This window comes from Oceanisphaera pacifica, from assembly GCF_017498065.1.
Taxonomy (GTDB): Bacteria; Pseudomonadota; Gammaproteobacteria; order Enterobacterales; family Aeromonadaceae; genus Oceanimonas; species Oceanimonas pacifica.
This window is the reverse complement of sequence record NZ_JAGDFX010000002.1, coordinates 155,208-170,800: the sequence shown is the minus strand read 5'-3', so window position 1 is coordinate 170,800 and position 15,593 is coordinate 155,208. Positions and strand designations below refer to the sequence as shown.

Annotated in this window: 14 protein-coding genes; 9 read left to right on the top strand and 5 right to left on the bottom strand. The window is 46.2% G+C overall.

Going from position 1 to position 15,593, the window contains the following annotated elements:
- The first annotated feature begins 136 nt into the window (after positions 1-136).
- Genes J3U76_RS02200 through J3U76_RS02185 form a run of 4 tightly spaced genes read left to right on the top strand, consistent with a single transcriptional unit; the run spans position 137 to position 3,827 of the window.
- Positions 137-1,276 carry a methyltransferase gene (locus tag J3U76_RS02200; RefSeq protein ID WP_208004037.1) on the top strand — a complete coding sequence of 380 codons (1,140 nt, stop codon included), beginning with the start codon at positions 137-139 and terminating at the stop codon, positions 1,274-1,276.
- A gap of 11 nt (positions 1,277-1,287) precedes the next feature.
- Positions 1,288-1,869, top strand: coding sequence for a YajG family lipoprotein (locus J3U76_RS02195; RefSeq protein ID WP_208004036.1), 582 nt, complete (start codon positions 1,288-1,290; stop codon positions 1,867-1,869).
- Complete coding sequence (locus tag J3U76_RS02190) at positions 1,866-2,450, top strand: peptidylprolyl isomerase (RefSeq protein ID WP_208004035.1); 585 nt, start codon at positions 1,866-1,868, stop codon at positions 2,448-2,450. The genes J3U76_RS02195 and J3U76_RS02190 overlap by 4 nt, the downstream gene beginning before the upstream one ends.
- Positions 2,451-3,827 (top strand): AmpG family muropeptide MFS transporter, encoded by a 1,377-nt coding sequence (locus tag J3U76_RS02185; RefSeq protein ID WP_208004034.1) that lies wholly within the window; start codon positions 2,451-2,453, stop codon positions 3,825-3,827.
- A 146-nt stretch (positions 3,828-3,973) separates the two neighbouring features.
- On the opposite strand, the gene J3U76_RS02180 is transcribed toward J3U76_RS02185, so the two are convergent.
- Positions 3,974-4,456, bottom strand: coding sequence for a YajQ family cyclic di-GMP-binding protein (locus J3U76_RS02180; RefSeq protein ID WP_208004033.1), 483 nt, complete (start codon positions 4,454-4,456; stop codon positions 3,974-3,976).
- Positions 4,457-4,626: 170 nt separating this feature from the next.
- On the opposite strand from J3U76_RS02180, the gene J3U76_RS02175 reads away from it, so the two are divergent.
- Positions 4,627-5,529, top strand: coding sequence for a ketopantoate reductase family protein (locus J3U76_RS02175; RefSeq protein ID WP_208004032.1), 903 nt, complete (start codon positions 4,627-4,629; stop codon positions 5,527-5,529).
- 115 nt (positions 5,530-5,644) lie between these two features.
- On the opposite strand, the gene thiI is transcribed toward J3U76_RS02175, so the two are convergent.
- From thiI to pomA, 3 genes are all read right to left on the bottom strand, one after another.
- On the bottom strand, positions 5,645-7,099 hold the full coding sequence (thiI, locus tag J3U76_RS02170; RefSeq protein WP_208004031.1) for a tRNA uracil 4-sulfurtransferase ThiI: 1,455 nt from the start codon (positions 7,097-7,099) through the stop codon (positions 5,645-5,647).
- 202 nt (positions 7,100-7,301) lie between these two features.
- Entirely contained in the window at positions 7,302-8,195 is an 894-nt protein-coding gene (locus tag J3U76_RS02165) for a MotB family protein (RefSeq protein WP_208004030.1), read from the bottom strand.
- The gene (gene pomA, locus J3U76_RS02160) at positions 8,195-8,950 is read right to left on the bottom strand and encodes a flagellar motor protein PomA (protein ID WP_208004029.1); all 756 of its coding nucleotides are present in this window, start codon (positions 8,948-8,950) and stop codon (positions 8,195-8,197) included. Before pomA ends, J3U76_RS02165 begins: the two co-directional genes overlap by 1 nt.
- A 232-nt stretch (positions 8,951-9,182) precedes the next feature.
- On the opposite strand from pomA, the gene xseB reads away from it, so the two are divergent.
- The 4 genes from xseB to J3U76_RS02140 all read left to right on the top strand — a co-directional run bounded on the left by xseB (position 9,183) and on the right by J3U76_RS02140 (position 13,163).
- Positions 9,183-9,428 carry an exodeoxyribonuclease VII small subunit gene (xseB, locus tag J3U76_RS02155; RefSeq protein WP_208004028.1) on the top strand — a complete coding sequence of 82 codons (246 nt, stop codon included), beginning with the start codon at positions 9,183-9,185 and terminating at the stop codon, positions 9,426-9,428.
- A gap of 1 nt (position 9,429) precedes the next feature.
- The gene (ispA, locus tag J3U76_RS02150; protein ID WP_424022291.1) at positions 9,430-10,320 is read left to right on the top strand and encodes a (2E,6E)-farnesyl diphosphate synthase; all 891 of its coding nucleotides are present in this window, start codon (positions 9,430-9,432) and stop codon (positions 10,318-10,320) included.
- 20 nt (positions 10,321-10,340) lie between these two features.
- Complete coding sequence (dxs, locus tag J3U76_RS02145; RefSeq protein ID WP_208004026.1) at positions 10,341-12,218, top strand: 1-deoxy-D-xylulose-5-phosphate synthase; 1,878 nt, start codon at positions 10,341-10,343, stop codon at positions 12,216-12,218.
- A gap of 273 nt (positions 12,219-12,491) precedes the next feature.
- Positions 12,492-13,163, top strand: coding sequence for a class I SAM-dependent methyltransferase (locus J3U76_RS02140; protein WP_208004025.1), 672 nt, complete (start codon positions 12,492-12,494; stop codon positions 13,161-13,163).
- Between the two features lie 93 nt (positions 13,164-13,256).
- Here J3U76_RS02140 and fusA read toward each other — a convergent pair whose 3' ends face one another.
- Entirely contained in the window at positions 13,257-15,350 is a 2,094-nt protein-coding gene (fusA, locus tag J3U76_RS02135) for an elongation factor G (protein ID WP_208004024.1), read from the bottom strand.
- Between the last annotated feature and the right edge of the window lie 243 nt (positions 15,351-15,593).

Sequence of the window (15,593 nt, the reverse complement as noted above, 5' to 3'; positions counted from 1 at the left end):
GGGGCTCCTAGTTTTAATACTGTCTGCTTTGCTTTAAGCGGTATCTAGATGGGCTATGGCGATCATTCGCATAGCGTCATACTGCTTTTTCTCTATTTACTGTTAACATAGTTTTTTAATCTTTGAGTAAGCCGTCATGAATCACCTTTTTCCTCTGCCTCACGGCGGTGAACTATCGCTACGCCGCTATCCTCGCTCAGCCCAACACGGCTTGCAAGCATGGGAGGCGGCCGATGAATATCTACTGAGTGAGATCGCAACACGCAGTTGGGACATTGATGCTCCCTTGCTGATTTTAAATGATGCCTTTGGTGCTCTGACGCTAGCTTTACAAGCCTATGCTCCCATTAGCATCAGTGACTCCCGCATCAGTCAGCTCGCATTAATCGCGAACGCACAAGACAATCAGCTCACCCTTAACGGGCAATCACTAACCAGCTTAGATGCGTGGCCAGAACAAACCCCGGGAGCCGTACTGATGAAGCTCCCCAGAACCAATGCTTTATTGGAATATCAACTGGCCTACCTTAGCCAAATTATGGGCCCGAAAACCTGCTTTATTGCCGCAGCCAAAGCCAAAGACATCCACAAATCAACATTGCAGCTTTTTGAACGCTATATTGGTGAAACTAAAACCAGCTTGGCGAAGAAAAAAGCGCGGCTTATTTTCTGTCAACGTGATAATAAGATACCAGCCAGCCCACTGCCCTCGCCTTTGGCTTGGTCGTTGGATAACACTGAGCTAACTATTTATAACTACGCTAACGTCTTTTCTCGCGCTAAGCTCGATATAGGTGCACGTTTTCTGCTAGAGCATCTACCTTGCCAACGCACAGGTCATATTATTGATTTGGGTTGTGGTAATGGCGTATTAGGGCTAATGGCCATGGTCAATAACCCAGACACAACTTTAACCTTTGTCGATGAATCTTACATGGCAATAGCCAGTGCTCAACATACGGTACAAAAAAATCTGCCCTCAGAGGCGGAACGGGCACACTTTATGGTCAATAACTGTCTTGATGAAATGCCGACAAATACAGCAGATTTGATCTTATGTAACCCACCTTTTCACCAGCAACAAGCCGTTACCGACCATATTGCTTGGCAGATGTTTGTTGACGCCAAACGAGTGCTCAACCCCTCTGGAGAACTCTGGGTAGTAGCCAACCGTCATCTTGATTACCATATCAAGTTAAAGCGCCTATTTGGCAATCAAACGGTAGTGGCAGCTAATCATAAATTCGTTATTCTCAAAGCCATTAAAACTTCTTAAGGACGTAATAGATGAAGATTTCTAAAGGATGTATTACCGCCCTATTGGCTCTTAGCCTTAGTGCCTGCGCCAGTTACTACCCAGTGGCTGTAGATGTAGCGCCCACCGTTGATGCCAGAGCTGGTGTGTACCGCAGCCTGCCCATCACACTAAGCAGTCAAGATACGCGCCAAAACGACTATATTATTCAAGTTGAGCAAAACAACAAAAAAACCGTCGTGATCGGTGCCAGCAACAATATCAAAGTACAAATGCAACAAGCACTGGCTGAGGGGTTCAGTACCCAAGGTGCGCTAATTGAAAATGATGCACCTGTGCAAATAGAGCTAGAACTACAAGACGTGCTAGCGCGCGTTATTCGTGGCCATATTAGCTACGACGTGGTGCAGCAATTACGTATGCAGCTCACACTAAAGCGCGATGGTAGCACTATTACTAAACAGTTTCGTCGCAGCGCACAGGCAGAATTTCCGGGCCGTTTACACCCTGAGTTAGACAAGGTAACAGCGGCATTAAACGAACAGTTAAGCTTAATGGTTAAAGACATGCTGGCCGATACAGATGTACAGCAATTTGTAGGGAGCCAATCATGAAGCGCTTTTTAGGTTTAACCTCCGGTTTTATTATGGCAATCAGCCTTATGGCACCTCATGCTATAGCTGGGACCAAGGTGGAGTTGATCACTAATATGGGAACCTTAAAAGTAGAGCTTAATGATCAAGCCGCCCCCGCCACCGTGGCTAACTTTTTACGCTATGTGGATGACGGTAGTTATAATGGCAGTATTTTCCACCGTCTGATCCCTGAGTTTGTCGTACAAGGGGGAGGCTTTGATACTGAGTATAAAAAGCTGCCAACCTACAGCTCTGTGGTTAATGAGTCTAATAATGGGCTGAAAAACCAAAGGGGTACATTGGCGATGGCGCGCACTCAAGATCCCAACAGCGCCACGCGACAATTTTATATTAACCTCAATAATAACCAGTCGCTTAATGCTGGCCGTAATGCCGGCTATACGGTGTTTGGTAAGGTCACTTTGGGCGACGATATTCTAACAAAAATGGCGCAAGTCCCAACCGGGATGAATATGTCATTACGCGCACGCGATGTCCCAAAGCAGAATATTGTTTTGCAACAGGTGCGCCGTTTAAACGACGAACAGGCAAGCCAATAAGTGTACCAACATCCCCCAAAAGATAAGCTTAACTGGGTTCAGCAAGTGGCTTTGTATGCTGAGCGGAGAGTATTAACACTCTTTGCATTAGGCTTCTCGTCTGGTTTGCCTATTTTATTAGTGTTTGGCACCTTGTCGTTTTGGTTACGCGAAGCCGGTGTTAGTCGCACTAGCATCGGCTTTTTCAGCTGGGTAGCCCTGGCCTATGGCGTAAAATGGCTTTGGTCGCCCTTGGTTGACCGCTTGCCCTTGCCTATTTTGTCACGGCTAATGGGTCGCAGACGCAGCTGGATGCTATTTTCGCAATTGCTGATTATGGGGGCCTTAACAGGCATGGCCTTTGCAGAGCCCACGCAGCATATTATGGCCTTTGCCTTGTTCGCCTTAGCCGTGGCCTTTGCCTCTGCTACCCAAGATATTGTGATTGATGCTTATCGTATTGAAGCCGCCCCTGAACATTTGCAAGGAGCCTTGGCCGCGGCCTATATGACCGGCTATCGACTGGCCATGATTATGGCCGGTGCCGGAGCCTTAGCCATTGCTGCTTGGGCGGGATCCGATCTAGGTTATGATCCCATCGGCTGGCAAACCGCGTACCTTTCTATGGCAGGCTTTATGCTGGTAGGGGTGATCACCTGTTTATTAATTCACGAGCCTAACATTGACTTACGACAGCAAGCATCAGCACAGGCGGAGCATAAGCAGCAGTTAATTAGTCAAGGTTATCCGAGATTACTGGCCGGCTTTATTGCCTTTATGCGCAGTGCTGTTGTAGCGCCCTTTGCCGAGTTTTTTCAACGTTTTGGTAAACAAGCACTGATTATTTTGGCGCTCATTGCCTGTTATCGCATTTCAGATGTGGTAATGGGGGTGATGGCCAACCCTTTTTATGTCGATATGGGGTTTAGCAAGTCACAAATTGCCACCGTAACTAAGGTGTATGGCGTGATTATGACGCTGGTGGGCGCCGCACTGGGGGGAATTTTAGTCAGCCGCTTTGGTACCTTGCGCATTTTAATGTTGGGCGCTGTATTATCAGCCGGCACCAATATTATGTTTGCTGCTATGGCGCAGCTAGGCCCAGATGTACGTTTATTAACCCTGATTATCTCACTCGATAACTTAAGTGCCGGTATTGCAACCGCGGCGTTTATTACCTATTTGTCTAGCTTAACAAACGTGGCTTTTTCAGCTACTCAGTATGCGCTATTTAGCTCGGTGATGATGCTATTACCCAAGTTTTTAGCCGGCTTTTCCGGCATTGTGGTTGATGGCTACGGTTACACGCCCTTTTTTATCGGCACCGCCGCCATCGGTCTACCGGTACTTGGGTTGATCAAGCAAGTGGGGAGAGCAGCGTCTAGCGCCCAGCGGTAAAAACAATGTTGAATTGTGAATGTTAAATGCTGAATGAAACTAAAAACACCAGCCAATTTATGGGCTAGTGTTTTTGTTTCTCTTGTATTCAACATTCAACATTAAGCATTTAACATTGCCTTTCAACGCTCGGCGCTGCTCTTAAATCAATCTCTAAAGTTATTAAACTGTAGCGGTTGTTCTTGATCGCCGCTGCGCAACAATGCCATCACTTGTTGTAAGTCGTCGCGCTTTTTGCCAGTAATACGCAATTGCTCACCTTGAATAGAGGCTTGCACCTTAATTTTACTGTCTTTAATTTGCTTCACTAACGTTTTAGCAAGCGGCTGGGCTATACCCTGCTTAAAAGAAATATCTTGAAGGTGACGTTTACCTGAGCGAACAATGCTACTCGGATCCAACACTTTCACGTCTATTCCACGCTTGATCAAGGCACCGCGCAAAATATCACGCATTTGCTGTAGCTGAAATTCAGCATCTGCACTGAGCTTAACTTGCTCATCTTTTAGCTCAAAACTGGCCTCAACCCCACGAAAATCAAATCGAGTTGATAATTCGCGGTTAGCATTTTCTACCGCATTACGCACTTCATTCATTTCTACTTCAGACACCACATCAAAAGATGGCATAGTAAGCTCCTTATCAGAGAGATAATGTTTTAAGTACCAGGGCGCACAATGCTACTTAAAAAGATAGCTCCCCCACAACAATAAAAAATACATTGGCATCAGCCAGACTTCACGGCTAACGTATAGCTCGATAAGAAAAACATAATAGCAAAATTTAGGGAGAGAAGCTGATGGAGTGGACCATACTTGGCGCTGGCGCTTTAGGTTGTGTAATGACAGGTCTATTACGCCAACAAGGTGAAAGCGTCGCTGTAATGTTATCTGAGCGCCACAGAGGTCACTTTCATCCTCATATTGAAGTGCTTGATATTACCGGCCAGCGCCAGCTGTTTTACAGCCGCCCTTTGTTCGCTGAACATGCCTATAAAGTAGAGTGTTTACTCGTGCTCACCAAAGCTTACCAAGTTGTTGATGCACTCAAGAGGCTGACAACCCTACCCAATAGTACTCCCGTTATTTTACTGCACAATGGTATGGGAGTGGCTGAGCAAGTGCTGTCGCTGTTTCCTAACAACCCTGTATTAGCAGGCATTAGTAGTCATGGTGCAATGAAAGAAGGAAATTGGCAGGTGCGCCATACGGGTAAAGGAGAGACTTGGCTTGGGCCGTTAAATGAAGCAGGCAAAGCCTATCAGTCTTTAGTGCCTGCGCTAGCAGCTGCACTCGGTCATTGTGAGTGGAGCGACGATATCGCGCAACAACAACTAAGAAAGCTGGCGATTAATGCGGTGATAAATCCGCTGACTGCATGTAACGATATCAATAACGGCCAGTTATTAGAGCCACGCTTTGCTGATGTACTCGCACAACTAAGCGAAGAAGTGCATGACGTGATCTCAAGGTTGCAAGGCGATAAAGCTGAAACACTGTCTGAGTTTCGCCGCCGCTTACACAAAGTGATTGAGCTCACCGCCTGTAACTATTCTTCTATGCAGCAAGATATTGCCCAGGGTCGCCCTAGCGAAAATGGCTATATCAGCGGCTATATTCTTCAACACGCCCATCCACACCCAGTGCCGGTATGCCAACAACTGTACCAAGAAATGAAAAAGCGAGAAGGATTTAGGACTTAGCGCCAAGCGCCCAGCAAAACAAAAACACCGAGCTTTTAGGCTCGGTGTTTTTTATAATTTGCTTAGTGCTGGGCAGTCACTTTATAGCTTGGTGCTTGGTGCTCGGCGCTATATGTTAAGGCTTATATACCTTCACATTATCAAAACCTTGCTCTTTTAAATGAATCGCTTGTAAGCGACTCATCACCCCACGATCACAATATAACAAATAGGTTTTATCAGCGGCTAAGCTACTAAACTGATTCGCGAGTTTAAAAAATGGCATCACCACAACTGGGCGTCCAGCAACCTTAAGCGGCGCGGCTTCTTGCTCTTCGGGTGGGCGAATATCTAAAATCACTTCAGTGCTATTCGCATCACTGGTATTCCCCTGACTAAACTCCACGCTCGGCGCTTGCCACTTTTCTTCTAATTGGCGAACATCATTAATGACCGCCGCTTCCACCGCGGCATCTAACACACTAAAGTCAAAATGACTCTCTTCTTCTGCCACTCGACCAAGCTTGGCTTTAATAGTAGGGCTTTGCGAAATAACGCCACAGTACTCTGGCATTTTTTCTGCATAAGATGCCGTGCCAATGTGACGGGCAACATCAATAATATCTTGTTTATCAGAGGCGACCAGAGGGCGCATTATCAACATATCCGTTGCCCGGTCAATCACATTTAAGTTAGTCACGGTTTGGCTAGAAACCTGTCCCATGGCTTCACCGGTAACCAGAGCATTAATCGCTAAATTTTCAGCGACCACGGCGGCGGCACGCACCATCATGCGCTTTAAAATAACCCCCATATAACCATTGTCGACTTTCTCAAGAATTTCATTAACCACCCCTTCAAAAGGGACAGAGACAAATTTAACGCGATGCGAAGACCCATACTTTTTCCACAAGTAGTACACCACCTCACGCACCCCAGCTTCATGCTCTGGGCCGCCTAGGTTAAAGAAGCAATAATGCACTCGGCTACCGCGCTTAATAAACTGATAAGAGGACACGCCAGAGTCGTAACCGCCCGACATTAAGCTCAGTATACTCTCTTGCGTTGCAATGGGATAACCACCTAAGCCTTTATAGATTTGATTAATTAAATACAAACGCTCGCCGTCTAACTCAAGGTTAACCTGTATATCCGGATTTTTGAGTTTAACGCCCACGGGATTACAGCGCTGATTTAACCCGCCCCCTACATAGCGCTCTACATCCAGCGATTTAAAGCTTTGCTGGCCTCGGCGTTTAGCACGCACACAAAAGGTTTTACCTTCTAGCAAATGACCAAAGGCCGCTTCAGCATGCTGTAAAATATCATCAAGCGTACTTACTTGATGCTCTTGTACTTCTAAAAACGACTGTATACCCGGCACACAGGCTAATGCATCCACTATGGCTTGGCGGTGCTCATCGCACTGACTACGTAGCACTAACTTGTCCCATTCTGTACGAATTTTGACATTTTCATCTAAGTGTCTTACCACATTACGAATATTACCTTGCAACAGCTTGCACATGCGTTGGCGTACCGAACGGCTCTTAATGGTAATTTCTGGATGCAGCTTAATAATAAATTTCATAAGTTCAGTACGCCTAGGCAACAAAAGAGTAAAAACACAAAAATAAAGCGAAATATTATACACAAAACAGCACCGAGCGCCCAGCGTAAAACCTCGCCGTAAGCTATACGCTGTACGTTAAAGATAAACATCGTCTTTTGTTTAACTTGAACGTAGGGCATACGGCTTATAACGTAAGGCTTGGTAGCACTGTATTTTTTAGCTAGCGCGGCGCGTTTAAGTCCATGGGCGCGGTAAACTTAGGCTTACCTTGAGAAATAGTAATTTCAACCCGACGATTGCGACGGCGACTTTCTGATGTCTCATTACTCGCTAGGGGCCGAGTGCCAGCCATGCCCATTACCACCATGCGTTCTTCATTAAAGCCATCTACTTTTAATAACTGGTCGGCCACCGCCAATGCTCGCTGGGACGATAACTCCCAATTAGAGCGAAATAACTCATTACTATTTTGTACATCATCCGTATGGCCAGATACGAGTATTTCCCCAGGTATATCCTTAAGTAAGGCACCAATTTTTCGCACCACAGGCCAGAATTGTGGCTGTAAAAAAGCCGAACCCGATGAAAAAGAAGCGTTTTCTTTAATGCGAATAATCACTTGTTGCCCCAGTGCTTCTATTTCTACTGCGTCCACTTCAATAGACTCACTTAACTCCTCAGCTAACTCTTGTGCCAAAGTCATGGTTTGGGGATCTACTTGGGGAATATCGGCTTCTTCTCCGCCACTTTGATTACCGTTTTCACGACTTTGCCCGGCAGATCGGTCTGCCTCGCCGGGCTGAAAATCCAGCTCGGCTTGAGTAGAGTCAGTGGTGTGCTGCATGATCACATCAATCGGCGTGGGTTGCGGCTGACCGGGGCGAAACTCAAGCGCAATCACAGAGGTGCCTTTAGGGATTTCGGTTACTTCTAACTGATTTTGTACCCCAAAAGCGTACTTCATGCTGCCGGCAACTTGCTTAAACTTCACCACGTCCATTTCGGCAAACGCCAACAGCAAAACGAAAAAGCTCATTAATATAGTGGCGAGATCGGCAAAGGTCGCCATCCAAGCTGGGGCACCTGCCGGGGCTTGTTTGCACTTTTTAGCCACTATTCCTCCTTCGGCCGCTTAGACTCAGCCAAGTAGTTTTCTAGCAACCCTTGCAACACTCGCGGATTTTGCCCGTCTTGAATACCCAATATGGCATCAAGGATAAGGGTACGATTAAGCCGCTCTTCTTCTGAACGTAGCTCTAGCTTATCGGCAATGGGCAGCGCTATCATATTGGCTAACATGGCGCCGTATAAGGTGGTTAACAAAGCAATCGCCATGGCCGGACCAATGGCTTTAGGGTCATCCATGTTCGCCAACATGGCCACCAGACCAATCAGTGTACCTATCATCCCCATAGCAGGAGCAACGTCACCCAAAGCACGAAATATTTTCGCGCCTTGCTCTTGACGCTCAGCCGTTAAGTCGATGTCTTTTTCTAGGGCTTGCTTCACCACCCCCTGCTCATGGCCATCCACCAGCATATCGACTGCTTTTTGTAAAAACGGATTAGTAATTTCCGCCTCTTCTAACGCTAGAAAGCCACCTTTACGAGCCGAGTCGGCCAGTACAACTACACGCTCAATTAAAGCTTCAGGCTTTTCTAACTTAAAGAAAAACGCACCGGCAGCAATTTTAGCGGCCCCTAAAAACTGTCCTAAATTGAACTTCATCATCACTACGAAGAGTGAGCCGACGAATACAATAAAAAAAGAAGGGACATCGGCATACATACCTAGGCTGCCCCCTAGCACCATGGCCATAGCCACAAAAGCTACACCACCGACTAATCCGATAATCGTTGCCAGATCCAAAGCTAGATCCTCATTGGTTGTTACATGCTTTTAAACATGGTTTTTATAGAGATAATTGTCAGTAATCTTACCTTGTTACGCCCTGCGTTGTCGCCCCTAGGTTATATCGGCTAACGCATTAAATTCTTAACCTGTTGCGTTCTATTGCTTACTATCTATAAGTTTCGCCAAAAGCCCAGCGGCAATGGTACTATTGCTTATTATTATTTTTGCTGACAGACAGAGGATACCTGTGGCTACCAAAAAACCAGAAAATATGGATTTTGAAAGTGCCCTCGCTGAACTAGAGAGCTTGGTGAACCAGCTAGAAGAGGGTGATCTCAGTTTAGAACAGTCACTCAAGTCTTTTGAGCGCGGCGTGCAGCTAGTACGCGCAGGCCAGCACCGACTGTCTAACGCAGAACAACAAGTGCAAATATTACTGCAACAAGATGAAGAGCAACTCGCCCCCTTCGCGACGAGCCAAGAGGAACGCTAACGTGCCCTTCATTCAACAACAGCAGCACTACCATGAGCGCATTACTAAGGTGTTAGCTGGGGCGATGGATAACCTCACGACATTGGCCCCTCATCTTAAAGCTGCAATGGAGTATGGCTTGCTGCAAGGAGGAAAGCGTGTCCGCCCTATGTTGGTCTACGCCAGTGGTGACGTTTTAGGTCATCCCAATAACGCCGCCTTGGATGCCGCCGCCGCCGCACTTGAATGTATTCATGCCTATTCATTAATCCACGACGATTTACCCGCCATGGATAATGATGATTTGCGCCGTGGTCAACCAACGGTACACAAAGCATTTGATGAAGCGACTGCTATTCTGGCCGGAGATGCTTTACAAGCATTAGCTTTCGAATTATTAAGCCAACCCACTTTAGGCTTACCAGCCAAGCAACAATTGCGTATGGTACAAGAACTAGCCAAAGCCAGTGGCTATCAGGGTATGTGCGGCGGACAAGCGCTCGATATACAATCGGAAGGTAAAACCATTGATGCTGCCACCCTAGAAAGTCTACACAGTCACAAAACCGGTGCATTAATTCGTGCCGCCGTGCGCTTAGGGGCGCTTTGTGCTAACAATATGCAAGAAACACATTTTACTGCATTAAGTCGTTATGCCGATGCCATTGGCTTAGCATTTCAAGTGCAGGACGATATTTTGGATATTACCGCCGACACCCAAACCTTAGGTAAAACTCAAGGTAAAGATCAGGCACAGCAAAAGAGTACTTACCCAGCACTGCTTGGTCTTGACGGTGCTCGTGCGCTTGCCGATAGCTTACAGCAACAAGCATTGTCGGCTTTGGCTGATATCCCCTATCCAACTCAAACACTGGAAGCATTTGCTCATTATATCGTTAAGCGCGATTTTTAGAGCAGCATAATAATAAGCTTATGAGTCTGAATATTGCCGATTATCCAACCCTAGCACTGGCGAACGTTCCCGAAGAGTTACGCAGTTTGCCACAAGATAGATTAGCGCTCTTGTGTTCAGAGTTGCGCTCTTATCTGTTGCACTCAGTGAGCCAGAGTAGTGGACATCTCGCCTCTGGGCTAGGTGTTGTTGAGTTAACTGTCGCCTTACACTACGTGTATAACACGCCTTTTGATCGCTTAGTGTGGGATGTGGGTCATCAAGCCTATCCCCATAAAATTTTAACGGGACGGCGTGAACAACTTGCCAGTATTCGCCAGTTTGAAGGCTTACACCCTTTTCCTTGGCGCAAAGAAAGTGAGTACGATACCTTAAGTGTCGGTCACTCTAGCACCAGCATTAGTGCTGCCTTAGGCATGGCCATTGCCGCTGAACAAGAACAAAAAAACCGCAAAGTAGCGGCTATTATCGGTGATGGTGCCATTACCGCAGGCATGGCCTTTGAAGCCCTTAATCATGCCGGGGATGTGCATAACGACATGCTGGTTATTTTAAACGATAACGAAATGTCGATTTCAGAAAACGTGGGCGCGCTTAATAATCACCTAGCACGCATTATGTCTGGCTCTGTGTATAGCACGCTACGTGAAGGCGGCAAAAAGGCATTAGAAATATTACCGCCGCTTAAAGAGCTGGCTAAGCGTACCGAAGAACATATTAAAGGCATGGTGGTACCAGGGACTTTGTTTGAAGAGTTCGGCTTTAACTATGTGGGCCCCATTGATGGCCATGACATTGATACCTTAGTGGAAACCTTGCGTAATATGCGCAAACTCAAAGGGCCGCAATTTCTGCATATTATGACTCGCAAAGGCAAAGGCTATTTACCCGCCGAGCAAGACCCGATTGGTTATCATGGTGTGCCTAAATTTAACCCAGCTGATAACGTTTTACCAAAAAGTGCTCCCTCAAGCCCCAGTTACTCAGCCGTGTTTGGTGACTGGCTATGTGATATGGCTAAGGTGTGTCCGCAGTTAATGGCGATCACTCCCGCCATGCGCGAAGGCTCAGGGTTAGTACGATACTCAAAAGAATACCCCGACCGCTACTTTGATGTCGCTATTGCTGAACAACATGCCGTCACCTTAGCGGCAGGTATGGCGATAGAAGATAAAAAGCCCGTGGTGGCTATTTACTCCACCTTTTTACAGCGCGGTTATGACCAACTGATCCACGATGTGGCGTTACAAGAACTCGATGTACTGTTTGCCATCGACCGGGCGGGCATTGTCGGTGCCGATGGTCCGACTCACCAAGGTGCTTACGATTTAAGCTTTATGCGCACTGTGCCTAATATGGTGATCATGACGCCGGCGGATGAAAATGAGTGTCGCCAAATGCTCTATACCGGTTACCAATATCAAGGGCCAGCAGCTGTACGTTACCCACGCGGCACCGGCCCTAATGCCCAGATACAAGCACAAATGCAGGCGCTAGACATAGGTAAAGGGCGTATTGTTCGTCAATCAGATAAGGCGAACAATAAAATTGCCTTACTTAACTTTGGCACCTTGTTGAGCCAAGCTCAGGTTGCGGCAGAAGAGTTAAACGCCACCTTAGTCGATATGCGCTTTGTTAAGCCATTAGATGAGACCTTGTTATTATCGTTAGTGGCTGATCATACATTGCTGGTAACCATTGAAGAAAACGCCATTATGGGCGGAGCAGGATCTGCGGTAAATGAGTGCCTAATGCGCCATAAAAAGCCGCTTCCTGTGCTGAACTTAGGTCTACCTGATATTTTTGTTGAGCAAGGCTCCCAGCAACAAGTGTTGGCTAAGCTTGGCTTAGACGCGAACGGCATGGTGCGCTCAATTAACGAATATCAAGCCACTTAACCTAGGCTGAACAGCCATATTGCACGCTGATATGGCTGTTCTCGCTCACTGCAAAAAAACTTCTCTCACGTTACATCACCTAAATATCCCATAAAAAATAGCGCTATCCCCTGTGCCCACCTCCCCTACAGCATAATGCACCAAAGCCGTTAAATTTCAGCAACATTCATTAAAATGCACTATAATGTCCTTAAATTTCTTGATCTTGTTTTTTGTTGTTGAGTTACAAGCCTAAGCGCTTGTCTCAACTTAGCCTCCTACCTAGGACTTATTATGACTTCGCCCGTGCGCGTACGTTATCAAACGATTGAGATTGGCCATAAAGATATTCACTTGTGCACTTTACGTGATAATCAACAATTTAGTGACCCCGAGGGCGTTGCTGCAGGTTTAGGCATTTGTGATAGTGCTTGGCCATTGTTTGGCGTGTTATGGCCGTCCAGCCAAGTGCTGGCACACCATATGTTAGAGTATAATATTAAAGGAAAACGCATTCTTGAAGTTGGCTGTGGTATTGGCTTAGCCAGCATTGTATTGAATAAACGCGGTGCTGATATTACCGCCACCGACTATCATCCCACCGTTGAATCTTTTCTTGATCGAAATACTCAACTCAATAACAGTAAAAATATAGCCTTTGAACGGGTTGATTGGGCTGACGATCACAGCCAATTAGGTTTGTTTGATCTCATTATTGGCAGCGACTTATTGTATGAAGATCAACAGATCATAATGCTGGCCAATTTCATTCAACGCCATGCTAACCCTGAATGCGAGGTTATCTTAGTGGACCCAGGTCGGGGAAGAAAAAATAAGATCAGCCAAAAAATGATTGAGTTTGGTTTTACCAGCACCCATAGCAAACCCACTCATACCGATTACTTAGAAAAACCATTTAAAGGCCATATTTTAACCTTCTCCCGCCATTTGATTGCAGCAGATTAAAGTCATCCCCACCTTCAATTTCCGTTAAATACGTATAAAAAAACCGCTGTCTTGACAGCGGTTTTTACTATTAGCTCAAAGCCTTAAACGAATTTACTTCTTCGCTTCAGCTTCTTTACGCTCTGCAACTTGTGCTACAACTTTTTCTGCTACGTTAGCAGGACAAGGGGAGTAGTGAGAGAACTCCATAGAGAACTGACCACGACCAGAGGTTAAAGTACGTAAAGAACCAATGTAGCCAAACATTTCAGACAAAGGAACGTCTGCTTTGATACGCACACCGGTTACGCCAGCGTTTTGATCTTTGATCATACCGCGACGACGGTTCAAGTCACCAATTACATCACCTACGTGATCCTCAGGAGTGAACACGTCTACCTTCATTGTAGGCTCAAGCAACTGCGGCTTAGCTTTAGCAATAGACTGACGGAACGCGCCTTTAGCAGCAATTTCAAATGCAATGGCTGAAGAGTCAACCGCGTGGAAAGCACCATCAGTTAGCTCAAACTCAACGTCCAACACAGGGAAACCAGCAATGGTACCTGTGTTCATCATGCTAGCAAAACCTTTCTCGATTGCTGGCCAGTACTCTTTAGGTACGTTACCACCCACCACTGACGAGCTAAATACGAAGTCAGAGTTAGGCTCACCAGGGCGAATGATGTAGTCAATTTTACCAAACTGACCAGAACCACCAGACTGCTTCTTGTGGGTGTAGCTGTCTTCAACTTCTGCGGTAATGGTTTCACGGTAAGCAACTTGTGGCTCACCCACAATTAATTCAATACCGTAAGTACGCTTCAAGATGTCAACTTTAACATCTAAGTGCAGCTCACCCATACCTTTCAGGATGGTTTCGCCTGAATCTGGATCAGTCTCTACTTGGAAAGAAGGATCTTCGGCCAACAGTTTACCCAAAGCCACGCCCATTTTTTCTGAGCCGCCTTTGTCTTTTGGCGCCACTGCAATAGAGATTACAGGATCAGGGAATACCATGGCTTCTAGCGTACAAGGGTGCTTGGTATCACACAAAGTGTGGCCAGTTTGTACGTTCTTCATGCCTACAACAGCGATGATGTCACCGGCTTCTGCGTGGCTAATTTCAGAACGTTGATCTGCCATCATTTCAACCATACGGCCAATACGTTCAGTCTTACCTGTTGCACTGTTCAGTACAGTATCACCTTTGTTGATCACACCTGAGTAGATACGAATAAAGGTAAGGGCACCAAAACGGTCATCCATTACTTTAAAGGCTAACGCGCGCAGTGGCTCTTTAGTGTCAACTATCGCGAACTCACCGGTTTCTTTACCTTCTTCATCGGTCAGTGGCTGAGGATCAACTTCTACAGGGCTTGGCAGGTAATCAACAACCGCATCGAGTACTAGCTGCATACCTTTGTTTTTAAAGGCTGAACCACAGAAAGCAGGGAAGATTTCCATGGTGCGAGTACCTTTACGGATACAGCGCTTAATTTCTTCAATAGAAGGCTCAGTCCCTTCCATGTAGGCTTCCATCAAGTCATCGTCTTGCTCAACAGCAGACTCAACCAGCATCTCACGATACTCTTCAACTTGATCAACCATGTCTGCAGGCACATCTTCAACAACGAAGTTTTCTGCATCACCTGATTCATCCCAGATGTAAGCTTTGCGAGTTAACAGGTCAACCACGCCTTTAAACTCGTCTTCACGACCAATAGGCAAGGTCATTACCACTGGGTTTGCGGCTAATACGTCGCGAGTTTGCTGTACTACGCGCAAGAAGTCAGCGCCTAAACGGTCTAGTTTGTTAACGAAAATCAAACGTGCAACGCCTGATTCGTTAGCATAACGCCAGTTGGTTTCTGACTGAGGCTCAACACCGCTAGAACCACAGAATACGCCTACACCACCATCAAGTACTTTCAATGAACGGTAAACTTCAACAGTGAAGTCAACGTGTCCGGGAGTATCAATAACGTTAAACTGATGGTCTTTCCAGAAACAGGTAACAGCAGCAGACTGGATAGTAATACCGCGCTCTGCTTCCTGATCCATAAAGTCGGTGGTAGATTCACCATCGTGAGTTTCACCGGATTTATGAATTTTACCGGTTAATTTTAGGATACGCTCAGTTGTTGTGGTTTTACCCGCATCAACGTGCGCGAAGATACCAATGTTTCTGTATTTGGATAATTCGGCCATGATTCAACTTTAATGATTAGTTTAAGAAATAGACGGAGCATCCAAAAATAGCTGATACACCGACACCTTTTTTAGGCCGCATATTATGGCTGAAAACCTAACGGGGCGCAAACAGGAAGAATGAAAATGGACGGTTTTTTAAGCAATAGTCCGTTTAAAAAAAGAGAGTCACGACTTATCAAGCTAAACACCCCCTACTTCACCCCCTACTTCAGCGCTTTTAACTACCCTTTCACAACAAAT